The organism is Pseudomonas abieticivorans, assembly GCF_023509015.1.
GTDB lineage: Bacteria > Pseudomonadota > Gammaproteobacteria > Pseudomonadales > Pseudomonadaceae > Aquipseudomonas > Aquipseudomonas abieticivorans.
On sequence record NZ_CP094975.1, the window covers coordinates 4,697,815 to 4,714,529 of the forward strand.

The 16,715-nt window shown below is 62.7% G+C and carries 10 protein-coding genes and 1 pseudogene; 2 read left to right on the plus strand and 9 right to left on the minus strand.

What is annotated here, in order from left to right:
• Positions 1 to 44 precede the first annotated feature (44 nt).
• A complete protein-coding gene (locus L9B60_RS21535; protein ID WP_249672974.1) occupies positions 45 to 2,435 on the plus strand; it encodes a sensor domain-containing diguanylate cyclase in 2,391 nt (796 codons plus the stop codon).
• A gap of 388 nt (positions 2,436 to 2,823) precedes the next feature.
• Here the strand turns inward: L9B60_RS21535 and dacB are convergent.
• A pseudogene (dacB, locus tag L9B60_RS21540) lies at positions 2,824 to 4,288 on the minus strand (D-alanyl-D-alanine carboxypeptidase/D-alanyl-D-alanine endopeptidase).
• A gap of 232 nt (positions 4,289 to 4,520) precedes the next feature.
• Here dacB and L9B60_RS21545 point away from each other — a divergent pair.
• Positions 4,521 to 4,865 (plus strand): YggL family protein, encoded by a 345-nt coding sequence (locus L9B60_RS21545; RefSeq protein ID WP_249672976.1) that lies wholly within the window; start codon positions 4,521 to 4,523, stop codon positions 4,863 to 4,865.
• Positions 4,866 to 4,920: 55 nt separating this feature from the next.
• On the opposite strand, the gene L9B60_RS21550 is transcribed toward L9B60_RS21545, so the two are convergent.
• The 8 genes from L9B60_RS21550 to L9B60_RS21585 form a co-directional block, all read right to left on the minus strand.
• Positions 4,921 to 7,881: an HD domain-containing phosphohydrolase gene (locus tag L9B60_RS21550; RefSeq protein WP_249672978.1), complete on the minus strand. Its 2,961-nt coding sequence runs from the start codon at positions 7,879 to 7,881 to the stop codon at positions 4,921 to 4,923.
• Positions 7,882 to 7,963: 82 nt separating this feature from the next.
• A complete protein-coding gene (locus L9B60_RS21555) occupies positions 7,964 to 11,593 on the minus strand; it encodes a transporter substrate-binding domain-containing protein (protein ID WP_438866148.1) in 3,630 nt (1,209 codons plus the stop codon).
• Between the two features lie 8 nt (positions 11,594 to 11,601).
• Positions 11,602 to 12,228 (minus strand): response regulator transcription factor, encoded by a 627-nt coding sequence (locus L9B60_RS21560; protein WP_249672980.1) that lies wholly within the window; start codon positions 12,226 to 12,228, stop codon positions 11,602 to 11,604.
• A 442-nt stretch (positions 12,229 to 12,670) separates the two neighbouring features.
• The gene (locus L9B60_RS21565; protein WP_249672982.1) at positions 12,671 to 14,002 is read right to left on the minus strand and encodes a deoxyguanosinetriphosphate triphosphohydrolase; all 1,332 of its coding nucleotides are present in this window, start codon (positions 14,000 to 14,002) and stop codon (positions 12,671 to 12,673) included.
• 73 nt (positions 14,003 to 14,075) lie between these two features.
• Positions 14,076 to 15,239 (minus strand): EAL domain-containing protein, encoded by a 1,164-nt coding sequence (locus L9B60_RS21570; protein ID WP_249672984.1) that lies wholly within the window; start codon positions 15,237 to 15,239, stop codon positions 14,076 to 14,078.
• 136 nt (positions 15,240 to 15,375) lie between these two features.
• The gene (locus L9B60_RS21575; RefSeq protein WP_249672986.1) at positions 15,376 to 15,717 is read right to left on the minus strand and encodes a hypothetical protein; all 342 of its coding nucleotides are present in this window, start codon (positions 15,715 to 15,717) and stop codon (positions 15,376 to 15,378) included.
• On the minus strand, positions 15,714 to 16,100 hold the full coding sequence (locus L9B60_RS21580; RefSeq protein WP_249672988.1) for a phage holin family protein: 387 nt from the start codon (positions 16,098 to 16,100) through the stop codon (positions 15,714 to 15,716). Before L9B60_RS21580 ends, L9B60_RS21575 begins: the two co-directional genes overlap by 4 nt.
• A gap of 2 nt (positions 16,101 to 16,102) precedes the next feature.
• Positions 16,103 to 16,417 (minus strand): ElaB/YgaM/YqjD family protein, encoded by a 315-nt coding sequence (locus L9B60_RS21585; RefSeq protein ID WP_249672990.1) that lies wholly within the window; start codon positions 16,415 to 16,417, stop codon positions 16,103 to 16,105.
• Positions 16,418 to 16,715 lie beyond the last annotated feature (298 nt).

Here is a 16,715-nt window from a genome sequence, read left to right on the forward strand (position 1 = left end):
GCCACACTGTTTCTTTTTGCCCGTCGGCGTTGTGAGTTTTGCTTATGTCGTTGCACGCCGTTCGCCCCAAGATACTCGGCTTCATCAGTGAAGACGCTTCCGCCTGGTTGGTCGCAGGCCTGGCGCTGGTGGCTGGCACGCTGTTGACCAGCCTGCTGGCGGTGGGCACCAGCGAGATGTACCAGCGTCAGTTGCGCCAGCGTTTCGAATTGCTGGCTGGGGAGCGTTTTAGCCGCATCGAAGAACGCTTTCAGGATCAGGCCCAGCGCCTGGATGGCCTGCGGCGTTTTTTCGTCTATTCCGACGATATTACCCGCAATGAATATGACGGTTATGCCGGGCCATTGCTGTTGCGCACCCAGGCCTATTCCTGGTCGCCCCGCGTGCTGCAGGCACAGCGCGGCGATTTTGAGCGTGATGCACGGGCGCAGGGCGACGCTGACTTTGCCATTCGTGAGCTCGACAGCCACGGCAACCTGGTGCCGGCGCCGGAACGGGCCGAGTACTACCCGGTGCTTTATACCCAATCGCAAACCCACCGCAAATTGCCCCTGGGCTTCGACATTGCCTCCCAGGAGCCGCGGCGCTTGACCCTGGCCAGCGCGTTGGCCAGTGGCAGCCTGGCCGTGTCGCCGCCGATCAACCTGGTGGGCGTGGACCCGCAATATGCCCGTGGCGTGCTGATGGTCGCACCGGTGCTGGCACCGGACGGCAAGGGCCCGGTCAAGGGTTTCGTGATGGCCGTGATCAGCCTGCGCCAGTTGATGGCCGATGGCTTGCCGTCGCAAAGTGACGACAACCTCAACGTACGTATCCTCGACCTGTCCACCGAAGGCAGTCACGAGGTGTTGTTCGAGTCGGCCGAGGCGCCGGCTGAATCGCCGCTGGCGGCCACCCACCTGTTGCGCCTGGCAGACCGTGATTACCAGTTGGACATTCGCCCCAGTACTGCCTTCATGCAGGCCAACCAGGGCTCGGCAGTCAATATGGTGGTAATGCTGGGCGGTCTGCTGAGCATGTTGCTCAGCGCGCTGCTGTACAGCCTGGTCAGCCAGCGCCAGCGTGCTCAGCGCCTGGTGGAGCAGCGCACCTCGCAGTTACGCGCCAGCGAGCAGGCATTGCGCGGTACGCACAACCAATTGCGCAGCGTGCTCAATGCCGCCACCCAGGTGGCGATCATTGCCACCGACTTGCGCGGCATCATCACCACGTTCAATGCCGGTGCCGAACTGATGCTCGGCTACACCGCCAACGAGGTGGTGGGCCACCTGACGCTTCAGGACTTGCACCTGCATCAAGAGTTGCAAGCCCGCGCACGCACCCTCAGCCACTACTATGAACGGGATATACCGCTGGCTCAGGCCATGCTGGTGGAAACCCCGGGCGAAGGCGCGCAAGAGGCTCGCGAGTGGACCCTGGTACGCCGTGACGGCACCTTCCTGGCCGTCAACATGCTCGCCACCACGGTGCTGGATGAGCAGGCGCAGTGGATTGGCCACCTGGCGATCTGTATCGATATCACCGAACGCAAGCGCGTGCACGAAGCCCTGGCTGCCAGGGACCGGCTGTTGGAAAAGCTCAGCGCCGAGGTGCCCGGCGGTATCTTTCAGCTACGCCTGGACGGTAATGGCACGGCCAGTTTCACCTATTCAAGCAAAGGCCTGCGGGACATTTACGAGCTTGATCTGGAACTGTTGCACGAGGATGCCCGGGTGGTGTTCCAGCGCATCCACCCCGAGGATCAGGAGCGGGTGTTGCTGTCCATACGCTTGTCAGCCGACCAACTGAGCCCCTGGCGTGAAGAGTATCGCGTGCAGTTGCCCACGCGCGGCCTGCGTTGGGTGCGTGGTGAGGCCACGCCTGAGCCGTTGTCCGAAGGCGGTACGCTGTGGCACGGTTACCTGACCGATATCTCCGACCTCAAGCGGGTCGAGGAAGAACTGCGTGCCCTGTCGGTGACCGATGCCCTGACCGGCATCCATAACCGGCGCTATTTCCAGGAGCGCCTGAAGTCGGAACTGGATCGGGCGCAGCGCGACCGGCTGCACCTGTCGGTGATCATGCTCGACATCGACCATTTCAAACGCATCAACGACCAGCACGGCCATGCCGTCGGTGATCGGGTGTTGCAGGGGATTTGCCAGCAGATCAGCCATCGGCTGCGCCGCACCGACGTATTTTGCCGCCTGGGGGGTGAAGAGTTCATGGTGCTGTGCCCAGGCAGCGACGCGTTGCAGGCTTACACGCTGGCCAGCGAGCTATGGAGTGGCCTGCGGGCGACCTCCATCGACGGCGTCGGCGTGGTCACGGCCAGCTTTGGCGTTGCCTGCTGGCGCCCGGACGAGGGCGCGGACGCCTTGCTGCTGCGCGCCGATTCCGGTGTGTACGCCGCCAAGCAGGGCGGGCGTGATCGGGTGGAGCCGGAGCTGGCTTGACGCTCCTACCGGCATACCCAACCCCGGAGCGAATTCATCCGCGAAAGCCTATTCGCAAGCAAGCTTGCTCCCACATTTGTTGCACCGTGCCGCATTCTGAGGGAGAGGCGTTGCCTGCCTTGGGTGTACCGCAGGTGCTCCTAAAAACGAACAGCGCCGCTCTCACAGGCATAGGCACGTTTCAACCAATGTGGGAGCAAGCTCGCTTGCGATAGGCCGCGCGGGCGGCCGGTCTCAGCAACACTTGACTCTTGAGCCAAGCCGCGCGGGCGACTGGCCTTCCCGTGCGTTTTACACAGATTCGCTCAGGAATAAGGCGCGGCCGCGATAGGCCTGCCTGGTGATTCAAGTGAGACCGGCCGCCCGCGCGTTCAGAGCATAGATAGGTTTAGGGCCGCAACGACACGCTGGTATCGGCCACTGGCGGCTGTTTGTAAAGGTCCAGCAAGGCCTGGTCGAGCACCGAGTGGGCGCCCCAGGGTTTCGGGTCGTTGAGGATCGCGACCACCGCCCAGGTGTTGCCGTTATCGTCGCGGCTGAAGCCGGCGATGGCGCGCACGGTGTTCAGGGTACCGGTCTTGATGTGGCCTTCACCGGCCATGGCCGTGCGCTTGAGGCGCTTGCGCATGGTGCCGTCCATGCCGACGATGGGCATCGAGCTCATGTATTCGGCGGCGTAGGGGCTTTTCCAGGCGGCCTGCAGCATGGTCGCCATTTCGCGGGCACTGACCCGTTCGGCGCGGGACAGGCCCGAACCGTTTTCCATCACCAGGTGCGGCGCGGTGATGCCCTTTTTCGCCAGCCATTGGCGCACCACAGCGCTGGGCCGCCTTGGCGTCGTCGCCGTCGGCGTCGGTGCGGTATTGCGCGCCCAGGCTCAGGAACAACTGCTGGGCCATGGTGTTGTTACTGTATTTGTTGATGTCGCGGATGATCTCGGCCAAATCCGGCGAGAAGGCGCGGGCCAGCAACTTGGCGTTGGCCGGTACCACGGCCTGGCGGTCCTGGCCCTGGATGCTGCCGCCCAACTCGTTCCAGATGGCGCGCACGGCACCGGCGGTGTAGGTCGGGTGGTCGAGCACCGACACGTAGCTCTGCGAGCTGCAGCCATCGCCCAACTGGCCGCTGACCACGATGCTGACGCCATCGGCCTGGGTGACCGGGTTGTAGCGCACTTCACCGGTGCACTGCTTGCCAGCCAGCGGCTTGACCTGGTTGTCGATACGCACACTGGCAATCGGCGGTTCGACCGACACCAGCACCTTGCCACCGTCATTGCGGGCGATCACGCGAAGGGCCTTGAGGTTGACCATCAGGGCGTCGGGCTTGACCAGGAACGGCGCGTTCTCGTCGCCACCGTCATCGTTGAACTCCGGCAATACCGGTTGCTTGAAGTAGCTGCGGTCCAGCACCAGGTCGCCGGTTACCTGCTGCACGCCGTTGGCACGCAGGTCGCGCATCAACAGCCAGAGTTTTTCCATGTTCAGCTTGGGGTCGCCGCCACCCTTGAGGTACAGGTTGCCGTGCAGGATGCCGTTGTTCAGCGTGCCGTCGGTGTAGAACTCGGTTTTCCACTGGTAGGTAGGGCCAAGCATTTCCAGGGCCGCATAAGTGGTGACCAGCTTCATGGTGGAGGCCGGGTTAACCGACACGTCGGCGTTGAACACGGTAGGGGTGCCGGGGCCGGTCAGTGGCACCATCACCAACGACAGGGCGTTGTCTTGCAGCTTGCTGGCTTTCAGGGCCTGCTCCACCTTGGGCGGCAGGCTGGTGTTGATCGGTGCGGCAGAAACACAAACGGCCAGCGGCAGCAGCAGGCCGGCCAGAACGAGGGGGCGTAGGGATTTGATCATGTGCGTTGGAAACCCTTGCAAAGAGGGGTGAAAAGGGCGGGGGCGAGAAAAGATGAAGGCCCCCTGCAATAAAGTGTCGGCATTATGCCCCAAGCTATCGAGGCTTGGCCTGCGTCAGGGCACCTTCGATCAGGTTTTTTTTGAGTGCGGCGCCGTTTCGGTGCAGAGAACCGGGCAGATGGGCGCTTAAACTGCTAAAGTGCCGCGCGTTAATACTTAAGAGGATTGTTTCATGGCCACTAACCGTTCCCGCCGTCTGCGCAAAAAACTCTGCGTGGATGAATTCCAGGAACTGGGTTTCGAACTGAACCTGGGCTTCAAGGAAGATCTGGACGAACAGGCAATCGATGCTTTCCTCGATGCGTTCCTGGAAGAAGCAATGGACGCCAACGGCCTTGACTACGTCGGCACCGACGACGTCGGCCTGGTGTGCACCGTAGAGCGTGGTTCGGTCAACGAAGCACAACGCGCTGCGGTCGAAGCCTGGTTGAAAGGCCGTGCCGAAGTGACCAAGGTTGAAGTCAGCCCGTTGCTGGACGCCTGGTACCCGGAAAAGCCGATTAATCCGGTTGCCTAAAAAATAGCTGCAAGTTGCGAGCTGCAAGCTTCAAGTGAGGTTTGCAGCTTGCAGCTTATAGCTCGCAACTCTTCGCTTCACCCTCTAACCCCGCCTTTTTCAGCACCTGCTGGGCATCGACTTCGTCGATTTGCGCCGGCGCCAGGTACTGCTGCGCGTACTCGCGATAAATGCCGCTTTCGACGAACAGCCTGAACAGGTCTGGGTCGATGTGCGCGTCCTTGCACATGAACGCCATGATGCCCAACGCTTCGCTCAAGGTCTTACCCTTCTTGTAGGGGCGATCGGCCGCGGTCAGTGCTTCGAAGATGTCGGCGATGGCCATCATCCGTGCCGGCAGGCTCATCTGTTCGCGGGTCAGGCCCTTGGGGTAACCGCTGCCATCCATTTTTTCGTGATGCCCGCCGGCGATCTCGGCCACGTTCTGCAAATGGCTGGGGAAGGGCAGGCGGCTGAGCATCAGGATGGTTTGCACCATGTGATGGTTGATGATGTAGCGCTCCTCGTTAGTGAGGGTGCCACGGCCAATGCTCAGGTTGTACAACTCGCCCCGGTTGAACTTGTGCTCGGGCACTTTCATATTGAAGCCCCAGGGGTTGTCCGCGGCGATGCGCTCGGTGGCGGGGCGCTCGAACAGGTGCTCTGGGCGATCGACCAACAGCGGTTCGCGCACCGGCAGGGTCACGGCGGGGCCGCGTTCCTGGCGCTTGTTCTCCTCCCACGACACGCCCAGGCGGTCGTCCAGGGTGCGCAGCCAGGTGCGCTGGGCGATCTGGCGCAGGCGCGCCAGGCTGCTTTCGTCCATGAACTCGCCGCCCAGGTTACTGCGTGCGACAAAGGCAAAGTCGTCGTCCAGTGCCTGCAATTCCGCATCCCGCGATTGGGCCAGGCCAAGGGCCGGCTGGCCTTGCGCCAGGCCTTGCCAGTAAGCAATCCAGGCATCGCGCTTGAGCACTTCAAAGCGGGTGCGGATCTCGTGGATGCGGTCGTACAGGGTTTCCAGCTTGGTGGCTTTGTCCACCACGTATTCAGGCGTGGTGACCTTGCCGCAGTCGTGCAGCCAGGCGGCGATGTGCAGCGCCTCCCAATCTTCGTCAGTGGGTTGGTAGTCGCGCAGTGCCGGTGCATCGCTGGCGGCCGCGGCGGTGGCGATCAGGTGGGTCAGCACCGGCACCCGCTGGCAATGGCCGCCGGTGTAGGGGCTCTTGGCGTCGATGGCGCCGGCAATGATCTGGATAAAAGCGTCCAGCAGTTGTTGCTGGCGCACTTGCTGGCGTTGGCCCTCGATGCTGGCCGCGGCCACTCCCGACACCGCCTGGATGAAGGCGATGCGGTCAGGGCTGAATTTTTCCAGGTCGCTGGCCTGCCCGGTGTCGTGGTGCAGCAACACCAGCAGGCCGATGGTCTCGCCCCGGCGGTTGCGCAGGCGCACGCCCACCAGGTCCAGGCGCGGGCAATCGAGCTTGAGCATGATTTGCTTGAGCTCACCGGCATGGTCGAAACCGATGGGCGCGACCAGGCTGTCGCGCTCGGCCAGTTGCAGCAGCCAGCCAGGTGAATGGCTGTCGTTCAGGTCGTGGCCGTGCAGGCCGTAGGCGCGGACTTTTTGCCGGTGGCCGTCGATGATCAGGCCGCTGGGCTCCATGCGCCGGCTGTCGTGATCGTACAGGTAGATGATGCCGGCCTGGGCCTGGCTCAGGCTCACGGTTTCGTGCAGCACCCGCTGCAGCAGTGGCTTGAAGCGGGTTTCGGCGGACAGGCTGGCGGTGATTTCGAAGAAGCTGGCCAGGGTGCGCTTCATGCGCTCCATGGATTCGGTCAACTGGTCCACCTCCAGCACCGGCGAGCGCCGTGGCGCGGGTTTCTTGAAGTTAAAGCTGCGAATGGCGTCGGCTTCCAACACCAGGGCCCGCAGCGGCTTGACCAGCAAGCGCGAGGTCAGCCAGCCCAGGGGCAGGCACAGCAACAGGATGGTCAGGGTAATCAACCCGCCTTGCCAGCGCAGTCGGTAGGCATCGGCCAGCAGCTCATCCTCAGGCACCAACAGGGCCAGTTGCAAGCCCTCGGGGCCGCCTTCGGCGATGGTGCTGCGCGACACCACCCACTCGTGGTTGTCGACGGTCAGGCGGTTGTCGTTACCGCTGCCCTGGTTGATCAGTTCTGCCAGGGCCGGGTGCAACTGCGTGACCTTGACCAGGTGCGCGGTGCCGCTCTGGGTGATCAGCCGGCTGCTGTCGGGGTAGGCCACGGCATTGCCGGCATGATCGAACAGGGCAATCTGGGTGTTGGGCGTGACCTTGTGCTTGCCCAGGGTGGCGCTGAGGTCGTCCAGGGTCAGGTCGGCGGCGATCACCACGCGGTTGTTCAGCCGCCGCGCCAGGGTGGTACCCACCGCATGGCTTGAGAAAAATACATAGGGGTCGGTGGTGATCTGGTCGCTGTCCTGGTTGGCCCGGCTGAACCAGCTGCGGGTGCGCGGATCGTAGGTCTCCTGCTGCACGTCGGTGTGCGACAGCAGGTTCAGTTGCCCGTCGAAAAACAGCGACTGGGAATGCACGCTGGCGTCGGCGCCGTGTTCGATGCTCCAGACCTGATAGGCCGCGTCGGCGGGGGCCTGGAAGGTGGCCTTCAGGGCCGGGGTGCGCAGCGGCCGCACCATGAAGAAATCGCCATTGCTGTAGCCGGTGTACAGGGCCGCCAGGTTGGGGTTGTCACGCAGCGCCTGGCTGAAGGGTTCCAGCAGCGCGAGGCGCTCTTCCAGGGTGCCCATTTGGGCGGCGTCATTGAGTGCCAGCAGGCTGAGCAGGTGGCGAATGGGCTGATAGGTGCCCATCAGGTCGGTGCGCACGTCCTGGTCAATGCGGCTGAACAGCTTCTCGCTGCTCGAGAGGATGATCTGCGAGGTTTGCCGATAGTTGAACAGGCCCAGGATCGCGCCGGTCAGCAGCAGCAGCAAGGTGAACATGGCGCTGATGTGCACGTGCAGCGGAAACCGGCGTTTTTCGGGCCTTGGCATCGCAGTTCTCTCCTTGGTAGTGCGGTCCACCGCTGAGCAAGCATAGTTAAAGGTGGGGTTGTCGCATAGTGGCAAATTAATGTCATTGCTGTGCGGGCGGATCCTCGGTATTGGCCTGCGCGATGGCGGCCTTCAGGGACTGTTCGAAGGCCTGCAGGCAGGCAACCAATTGCTGGCGCCGCGCGGTGACCAAGGCTGCGACGGCACCTTGTTCCAGCGCCGCTTCCAGTGCCTCGCAAGCCTGGGTCACCTCGCGTGCCTGGACGATTCTGGCGGCGCCCTTGATGCGGTGCGCCAGCTCGATCAGGGCCTGGTGCTCGCCCGATTGCGCGATGGCCTGCAGGCTCTGGCGATCGTGTTGGCTGCTGTCGAGCATCTCGGCCAGCAAGCGGCGCTCGAACAGCGGGTTGCCCCCGGTCAGCAGGTGCACGCCTTGCAGGTCATAGGGCACCACCGCTTGGCGAGGTGCGAGGGTGTTGAGGTGCGCGGCCAGTTCGGCCAGGCTGATGGGCTTGAACAGGCATTCATCCATGCCGGCGGCCAGGCAGCGCTCGCGCTCCTCGGGTTGGGCGCTGGCGGTGTAGCCCAGCAGGGTGCAGGGTGGCCAGCCGGCCTGTCGTTCATGGTGGCGGATGCTGCGGGCCAGTGCATAGCCATCCATCACTGGCATGTTGCAGTCCACCACCACCAGGTCGCAGGGTGCCTGCAACCATTGGTGCAAGCCCTGTTCGCCATTCTCGGCGGTGCTGGCGGTCAGGCCCAGGTATTCCAGTTGCTGGGTCATCAGCAGGCGATTGGCCGGGTGGTCATCCACCACCAACGCCTTCAGGCTGCCCAGCGCCGGCCCCGGTGCCAGGGGCGCAGGGGGTGGCACGTCGATCGGCTCCAGGCGCAGCACACTCAGGTCGATGCCGACCTGGGTGCCCTGGCCCGGTTGGCTGCTCAACTGCAGGGTGGCCCCCATCATCTCGCACAGGCCCCGGCAAATCACCAGCCCAAGCCCGGTGCCGCTGCGCCCTTGGCTGGCGGTGCCGGCCTGGACAAACGGCTGGAACAGCCGCTGCTGGTCGGCCTGGCTGATGCCGATGCCGCTGTCCTGCACCTGCACGCGCACCTGAACCCGCTGGCGGTCGTGGGCCACGTCCACCTGCAGGCTCAGGGCCACCTGGCCCTGTTCGGTGAACTTTATCGCGTTGCTCACCAGGTTACTCAGCACCTGCTTGAAACGCAGGGGGTCGAGCAATACGTCCAGGTTGGCCTTAGGGTCGATGTCCAGTACCAGGCTCAGGTGTTTTTGCCGGGCCAGGCCGTCGAACACCCGTGCCACTGACTCCACCAGCTCGCGCAGGTTGGTGCGCTCGGGGCTCAGGCGCAACCGCCCGGATTCGATGCGGGCGATGTCCAGGATGTCGCCGATCAGCTCCAGCAGCTCGCGGGCCGACGCGTAGGCCACCTCGATGGCCGCGCGGTCCAGGGTGTCGTTGTCGGCGCGCTTGAGGGCCAGTTCGAGCATGCCGATCACCGCGTTCATGGGCGTGCGGATTTCATGGCTCATGGTCGCCAGGAAGGTACTTTTCGCGGTGTTGGCGGCATCGGCAAGGTCCTTGGCCTGATGCAGCGCTTGCAGCAGTTCGCGCCGCTCGCTGATGTCGATCCAGCCGCCGATGATGCCCTGCACCTGGCTGCTGCTGTCGCGAAACGCCAGGATCCAGTGGTAGATGGTCAACTGCCGGTCGCCCAGGTTGAGCGGTCGATCCATGATCAGGGCTTTGCCACTGGCCATTACCTCGCGGTAGTCCTGGGCAAAGGTGCTTGCCTGGTCCAAGTCCACCAGCAGGCCATCGGTCACGCGCTTGCCGATCACCTCTTCGCGGCGGGCAGCGAAGGTGGTCAGGTAGCTGTCGTTGCAATCTTGCAGGCGGCCCTCGCGGTCGCGCACATACACCGGGTGGGGCGTGCCGTCGACCAGGGCGCGCATCAGCTCGAGCTGGTCGCTCAATGCGCGTTCGGCCCGGATGCGCTGGCGTATTTGCCGGCGCATGTAGCCGATCCACAAGAACGACAGTAACAACAGCCCGCCAGCGGCGGCCAGGATCTGGTAGATCAGTTGGTGATAGTTGCGCCAGTAGGCGTTGGCGTCCGGGCTGTAGCCGCGCCAGCGGCCATTGATGATGCCCAGTTCGTCCGGGCCGATGCTCAGCAGTGCCTTGTCGATGATCGAGCCCAGTTCGATGTCGTTGCGGGCCATCGCCAGTGCGTAGGCGGCCGGTTGGGTGGGCAGGCTGGCACGAATCTGCAGGCGATCCTGGTACAGCGGCGAGGCCATGAAATAGTTGGCGATGACCAATGAGTTGACGGCTGCGTCGGCCTGCCCTTGGGCCAGCAGGTCCATGGCGGAAAACGCATCCTCGGTTTCGATCAGGTGGATATCGGGGTAATGCTCGCCTAGCCAGGCGACCAGCGGGTTGCCATGGGTCAGGGCCAGGCGATGGCCCTGCAGTTGCTCAAGTGAACCGAACCCCAGCGCATCCTTGCGGCTGACCAACACGTAGGAATTCTCCAGGTAGGGCCGGCTGAATTGCAGGCGTTGCTCGCGGCCCTCGCTGGGTATGATCGCGGCGATGAGGTCGGCCTTGCCCTGCGTGACCTGCTCGATCATGGCCTCGACACTGCGCGCCCGCTGTATCTCCAGGCGCAGGCCGGTGCGCAGGCGGATCAGTTCGAGCAAGTCGGCGGTGATGCCCCGCAGGGTGCCGTCGCGATCCAGGAACGTCAGCGGGGCGAAGGTTTCGTTGATCACCACCCGTACCACGGGGTGGTCGGCCAGCCAGCGTTCCTCGCGCGCCGACAATTGCAGCTTGTGGTCGGTGAGCAGGATGTCGCTGCCCGCGCTCCAGCGTTTAAAGATGCGTTCGCGCTCGCCAGCCGGTACCGCGTTCAAGATATCGTTGACCAGGCCAAGCAGCACCGGGTTCTGGCGGGCCACGGCAAAGCTGAAACCGTTGGGTTCGTCCTTGCTGAAGTTGGCCATCTGCACATTGGTCAGCAGGCCCTGATTGATCAGGTAGTGGGCCGAAATGGTATCGCCCAGGAACACGTCGGCCTGGTCGAACGCCACTGCATTGAGCGCGGCCTGGTAAGAGCGGTAGGTCTGCCGCAGGGCATCGGGGTAGTTGGCCTGCACCTGCTGCGCCGGCAGGTAGTGGTCCACCATGCTCAGGCGCAGGCCGGCCAGGCCCTCGCTCAGCGAGCGGGTTTCACCAATGCGCGTGACCAGCACCGGCCGGTCCACCGCGTAGGGCTGCGACAGTTGCACCTCTGGGGTGTCGGCCTCATAGCCGTTGGCGCTGCCCAACAGGTCTATATGCCCATCGCGCAGCGCGGCCATCGCCTGCGAGCGGTTGGCGTAGCGATTGACCCGTATCGGCAGGCCCAGCACCGTGGCGAGGATGCCGGCATAGTCGGCAGTCAGGCCTTCATAGTCCTTGCCACTGACCGTGATATCGAACGGCGGGTAGTCCGGGGCGGACGTGCCCAACACCAGTTGGCGGCGGCCGTGCAGCCAGCGCAGTTGTTCATCGTTGAGCGTCACGTTAAGCCTGGGCGCAACCGACCGCCCCAGCAACGCCAGGTGCTCGGGTTCGGCCCGGGCAGGAAGGCTCAGCACGGCCACTAGCAGCAGCACCGTGCAGTGCATCAGGCGTGCTGGCAAAAACCTGTTCACACCAGGGCGTTCCGCTTAGCCATTTCGATCAACTCCACCAGAGAATCGGCCTTGAGTTTTTGCATCAAGCGTTTTTTATAGGTGCTCACGGTCTTGTTGCTCAAAAACATGCCTTTGGCGATTTCCTTATTGGTGCGCCCTTGGGCAAAGAGTTGCAAGACCATCAGCTCGCGGTCGTTCACCAACTTGAAAAGTTCAGCTTCGGTAGGTTGCTCATTGCCGCTGCGTGGCGATGTGAATACTTGGCTGGGAAAGTAATTGTAGCCGGATAATACAGCCTTGATCGCACTCATTAGTTCGCCAAGGCCTTCGCGTTTGCTGACATATCCGGCCGCCCTTGATTGCATGCAGCGTGCGGCAAAAAGTTTCGCCGGCTGAGTGGTAAGTACCAGGATTTTCAGCGAGCTGTGCAGCGAACTGAAACGCGCCAGCACTTCCAGGCCGTCCAGTTTGGGAATGCTGATGTCCAGGATCATCAGGTCCGGTGGGTTGTCCCGCACGGCTTGCATGGCGTCCGCACCGTTATCCGATTCGCCCACCACGGTGTAGCCATCGTTTTCCAGGAGCATGCGAACCCCCAGCCGGCAGAGCGGGTGGTCATCGACAATATAGACTGTGTTCATAATTAACTTCCCATACAGGCTGCAACAAAGATGCGCACATTAGCCCAGTTGGGGGAGGGGGCACATGAGGGGGTTGCTCCATCCGGGCTATATAGGAAATTTCCTACAAGAATTGAAGGGTTGGAATACACCAGAATGATGTTTCATGCATGTCAATGCCTTTAATGGCTACGCTTTGTGTCTTGGCATCTGCGGTGCCAAGTGGAATGCTTATCAGTAAGCGAGCGCTGAATAAATTAATTATCGTAGTCGGCGTGTGTAAGGGTTTTTACAGTTGAAGTGTATGGGTCAACTTCCTATGTCTTACATTATTGATAGACGATCCTTACAGAACAGCGGGGATTATTCCGGTAGGCAAAGTCTTTCTCTAGCGGCTAATTCTGATAGAGGTGTCGGAAATTTCTGACAAGGGGTGAGCCCGAGGTGGGCTCACCCAGGCCCGTCACAGGGGGCTTGAGCGCCCCGTCATCTCGCGGGCCATTTCGGTGGCATAGCTGTCGGTCATGCCGGCGATGAAGTCAATCATGCGCATGAACGCTGCGTGCAGCGAGCCGTGCGGGTCGGGCGCGCTGTTGCCCAGCAGGTCGAGGATGCGACGGTTCTTGAAGGATGGCGTGCGCCCGCCGTGCTGTTCCAGCGCGGCCCCGCAAAAGGCATTCAGCAGGATTTCCAGCGTGGTGTAGGCGCCGATTTCGTGCAGGGTCTTGCGTTTGTCCTGGAAAATTTTCTTGCGGGCCATGTCCTTGGCATTCAGCACGCAGCGCTTGGCCGGACCGTGCATGTGCTCCACCAGGTCCCCCGGCAACTGGCCGGCCAACAGGGCGTCCTGTTGTTCGACGAAGGCCCGGGCGGCGGCGTTGGTCAGGTGCTCGATGGCCTTGCCGCGCAGGATCGCCAGTTTGCGCCGGCGCGAATCCTGCGGGCCCAACTGGCGGTACGTCTCCGGCAAGTCGTCGCCGACCAGCCCTAGCAGCAAGGACTCGACCTCGGCGTAGTCCAGCAACTCCATCTCCAGGCCGTCCTCAAGGTCGATCAGGGCGTAGCAGATGTCGTCGGCGGCCTCCATCAGGTACACCAGCGGGTGGCGTGCCCAACGCTGCTCTTCAAGTTGCGGTAGGCCCAGTTTGTGGGCGATCTGTTCGAGCAGCGGCAGCTCACTCTGATAGCAGCCGAACTTGTGTTTCTTGTAGCCCAGGGAGTCGGCGTGCCGTGCGGTCCAGGGGTACTTGAGGTAGGTGCCCAGCGTTGCGTAAGTGAGCCGCGTGCCGCCGTCGAACTGGTGATATTCCAGTTGCGTGAGCACACGAAAGCCCTGGGCATTGCCCTCGAAATTGAGGAAGTCGTTGCGTTCCACTTCGCTCATGCCATCCAGCCAACCACGCCCGGCAGCCTGCTGGAACCAGTGGCGAATGGCGTCTTCGCCCGAGTGGCCAAAGGGCGGGTTACCAATGTCGTGGGCCAGGCAGGCCGACTGCACCACCATGCCCAGGTCGCTTGGTTCGCACCAGTCAGGCAGGTTGTCACGCAGGGTTTCGCCCACGCGCATGCCTAGGGAGCGGCCCACGCAGCTGACTTCCAGCGAGTGGGTCAGGCGGGTGTGGATGTGATCGTTGCTGGTAACCGGGTGCACTTGGGTCTTGCGCCCCAGGCGGCGGAAAGCGCCCGAGAAAATGATCCGGTCGTGGTCTTTGTGAAAAGGGCTGCGGCCTAGTTCTTCCGGGCTGTGCAGGGTTTTGCCGAGGCGTTCGCGGGTGAGCAGGGTATGCCAATCCAAGGCCTATTCTCCTTCAGGTGACCAGGCCCCTAGCTTCCCGTTTCAGGCTGGGTGCTGCAAGCTAAACTACCACTCAGAGCCCGGCGGCATCTATGTCGATCAGTAACAGGCGCTGGCCGTTGTCGAAAAACTGCCCGGCCGTGAGGCAGTACTGGTTGCTGGTGGCGTCGCGGTAGGTGTTGGACAGGATCAGCCGGCGCTCATCCCAGCCCTCGGCCAACAGATGGTAGAAGTAGGGTCGCCAGGACCAGTTGTGGCCCAGGTAGCTGGTGTCGGCGTGCCAGCGGTTGTTGCGCCATTCCAGGTTGGGCGTCAGTTGCGTGCCGTGGCGATCGCACTGGTAAAAGCGCAGCAGCCAGGGGTAGGCGTCCAGTTGCGGCAGTTCGCTCAACGGCGCGCCGGCCTGGGCCCAGGGGTGCAGGATGGCCATCAGTTGGACCAATTGTTGGCGCAGGTTCATGAGCCGCGCGCGCTCGCCCAGTTTCTGTTGCACATAGCGTTCGCGCAGGTGGGCAAAACGTGGCACGAAGGCATCGCTTGCAAAGAAGTCAGGTTCGGCACGGGCAAACAGGTAGCCCTGTACGTAGCGCGAGCCGCATTCCAGGGCGAAATTGAGCTCGGCCTCGGTTTCCACGCCTTCGGCAATGATCCAGCACCCGGTTTTCTCGGCCATCTGTGCCAGGGCCTTGACCACTTCGCTGCTGGGCCCACCGCGGGCGGCGGCTTGGAACAGGCGCATGTCCAGCTTGAGGATGTCTGGCTGCAAGGCCAGCACCCGGTCCAGCTGGGAGTAGCCAGCGCCAAAGTCATCGATGGCGATACGTGCGCCGGCGTCGCGATAATGGCGCACCACTTCACTCAGGCGCTGGATGTCGCCGCCAAGCTCGGTGATCTCGAAAACCACCCGTTGTGGCGGCACGTCATGACGTTCCAGTTGGCGCAGGCTAGGGGGTGGCTGGCCCGGGCGCAGGCGGCTGATCCAGCGTGGCGACATATTCAGGCTCAGGAACCACTCCGGCGGTGCCTCGCGCAGGCGGCTCAAGGCGTTGTCGCGAATCAGCCGGTCCAGGCGCCGCAGGGCGGTGGCGGTGGTGCGTGGGTCGGCGAACAGAGGGCCTACCGATTGCACTTGGCCGTCAGGCTGGCGCAAGCGCCCCAACGCCTCGATACCGGCAATGCGGCCGGTCGCGGTGTCAATGAACGGCTGGAAATAGGCGAGCGGTTGCCCGTCGAACACGGCGACTCCTTGGTTGTTCGGCATTAGGGAGTCGGCCTGCCAGGCCGACACGTCTCGACCGGGCAGAAACCTGGCGGTCGAGGGTGTCGTTACATTGCAAGAATGTAGCCAAATGATGGCACTGCGGGTGACCGGGCTAGTTTTTACGCCCCGGCCCTTGCATCACCAACTTGATCAACGGCATCAGGCTGGTGCTCAGGCGCACCAGGCGGGTCAATCCGCCGCTGCCGCCACCGCCAGTGCCGCGGCCGGTCAGGAAGCCCAGCAACACCACCCCGGCCATGCCCCACAGTGGCGCATGCTTGATCCCCAGGCCTTGTTGGAACTGGCGAGTCATGCCGCGCATGCGGTTCAGGGGGTTAACCAATTCGCGCGATTCATGGCGAATTTCCTGGCGGTGCATTTCCATGCGCAGGCGGATCAGCGCCTTGCGCATTTCCCGCCGGCTCTGGTTCTGTTTCAGTTCGGGGGCGCTCATGGCAACAGTCGCTCGCGGTCGTTGGCCAGTTCTTCCAAGGTGCCGCTGAAAGGTGACGACTCATCGAAAATCGCCGCTTTCAGACGCATTGCACAAAAGATTCCCGCCAATACATAGAACAGGCACAGGCCAATCATGCCCACCATGCGGTAGTTGTCCCACAACAGGATCAGAATCAGCCCAGACAAGGCCACCAGCGCCAACAGGGCAAACACCAAGGCTAGCCCGGCGAACAACAGCAGGCTGACGGTGCGCGATTTCTGTTCCTGCAACTCGATGCCGAACAGTTCGACGTGGCTGTGCAGCAGCCCCAGAAGCGCTGCGCCCAGGCGCCGCGAAGAAGCACCGGCGCCCGGCGCGTTCGATTCAGAGTCCAGTGCCATGCTTAGCGCCTTGTAGCCAACAAGCCCAGGATGAACCCTACGCCGGCAGCGATGCCGACGGACTGCCAGGGGTTGGCCTGCACGTAGTCCTCGGTGGCCACCAGGGCTTCACGACCGCGTTCGCGCAAGGAGTTCTCGGTGTCTTTCAGGGTTTCACGGGCGCGCAGCAGGCTCTCGTGGATCTGCGAGCGCAACTCGTCTGCCTGATCACCGGCCAGGGTCTTGGTGTGGTCGAGGAGTTTTTCGGTGTCGCGTACCAGGGTCTGAAAATCAGCCATCAGTACATCTTGAGCAGTCTTTGCCGTGGTGCGGGCCATGGGTCTCTCCATTAGTGGCTTCTGGATGGTTCGAGTGTGCGGGGCCACCGAAGGTTCAGTGTATTTGCCCGGCACAGCTTTTGCTTTGGATTGGTGCATGAAACGGGGTGGATGCGCTGCATTCGGGCATGGGATCTGGCCTGGGTACAACCCCCTCCCTCTATTGGAAACTCACGCGACCCAAAAAAATCGATCGGGCTCGACTTCGCCACAAGGAGTGCGCCAAAGCAGGTCATCTGTGCCAAGCCTGAGCTTGCGCGGTGTTCCAATTTGGTGCGAATAAATGGCGAGCGATCCT

Bases quoted from the DNA above. Each gene is read 5' to 3' on its own strand.
- L9B60_RS21535 (WP_249672974.1), top strand. From the start codon at position 45: ATGTCGTTGCACGCCGTTCGCCCCAAGATACTCGGCTTCATCAGTGAA.
- L9B60_RS21545 (WP_249672976.1), top strand. From the start codon at position 4,521: ATGGCCACTAACCGTTCCCGCCGTCTGCGCAAAAAACTCTGCGTGGAT.
- L9B60_RS21550 (WP_249672978.1), bottom strand. From the start codon at position 7,881: ATGCCAAGGCCCGAAAAACGCCGGTTTCCGCTGCACGTGCACATCAGC.
- L9B60_RS21560 (WP_249672980.1), bottom strand. From the start codon at position 12,228: ATGAACACAGTCTATATTGTCGATGACCACCCGCTCTGCCGGCTGGGG.
- L9B60_RS21575 (WP_249672986.1), bottom strand. From the start codon at position 15,717: ATGAGCGCCCCCGAACTGAAACAGAACCAGAGCCGGCGGGAAATGCGC.
- L9B60_RS21580 (WP_249672988.1), bottom strand. From the start codon at position 16,100: ATGGCACTGGACTCTGAATCGAACGCGCCGGGCGCCGGTGCTTCTTCG.
- L9B60_RS21585 (WP_249672990.1), bottom strand. From the start codon at position 16,417: ATGGCCCGCACCACGGCAAAGACTGCTCAAGATGTACTGATGGCTGAT.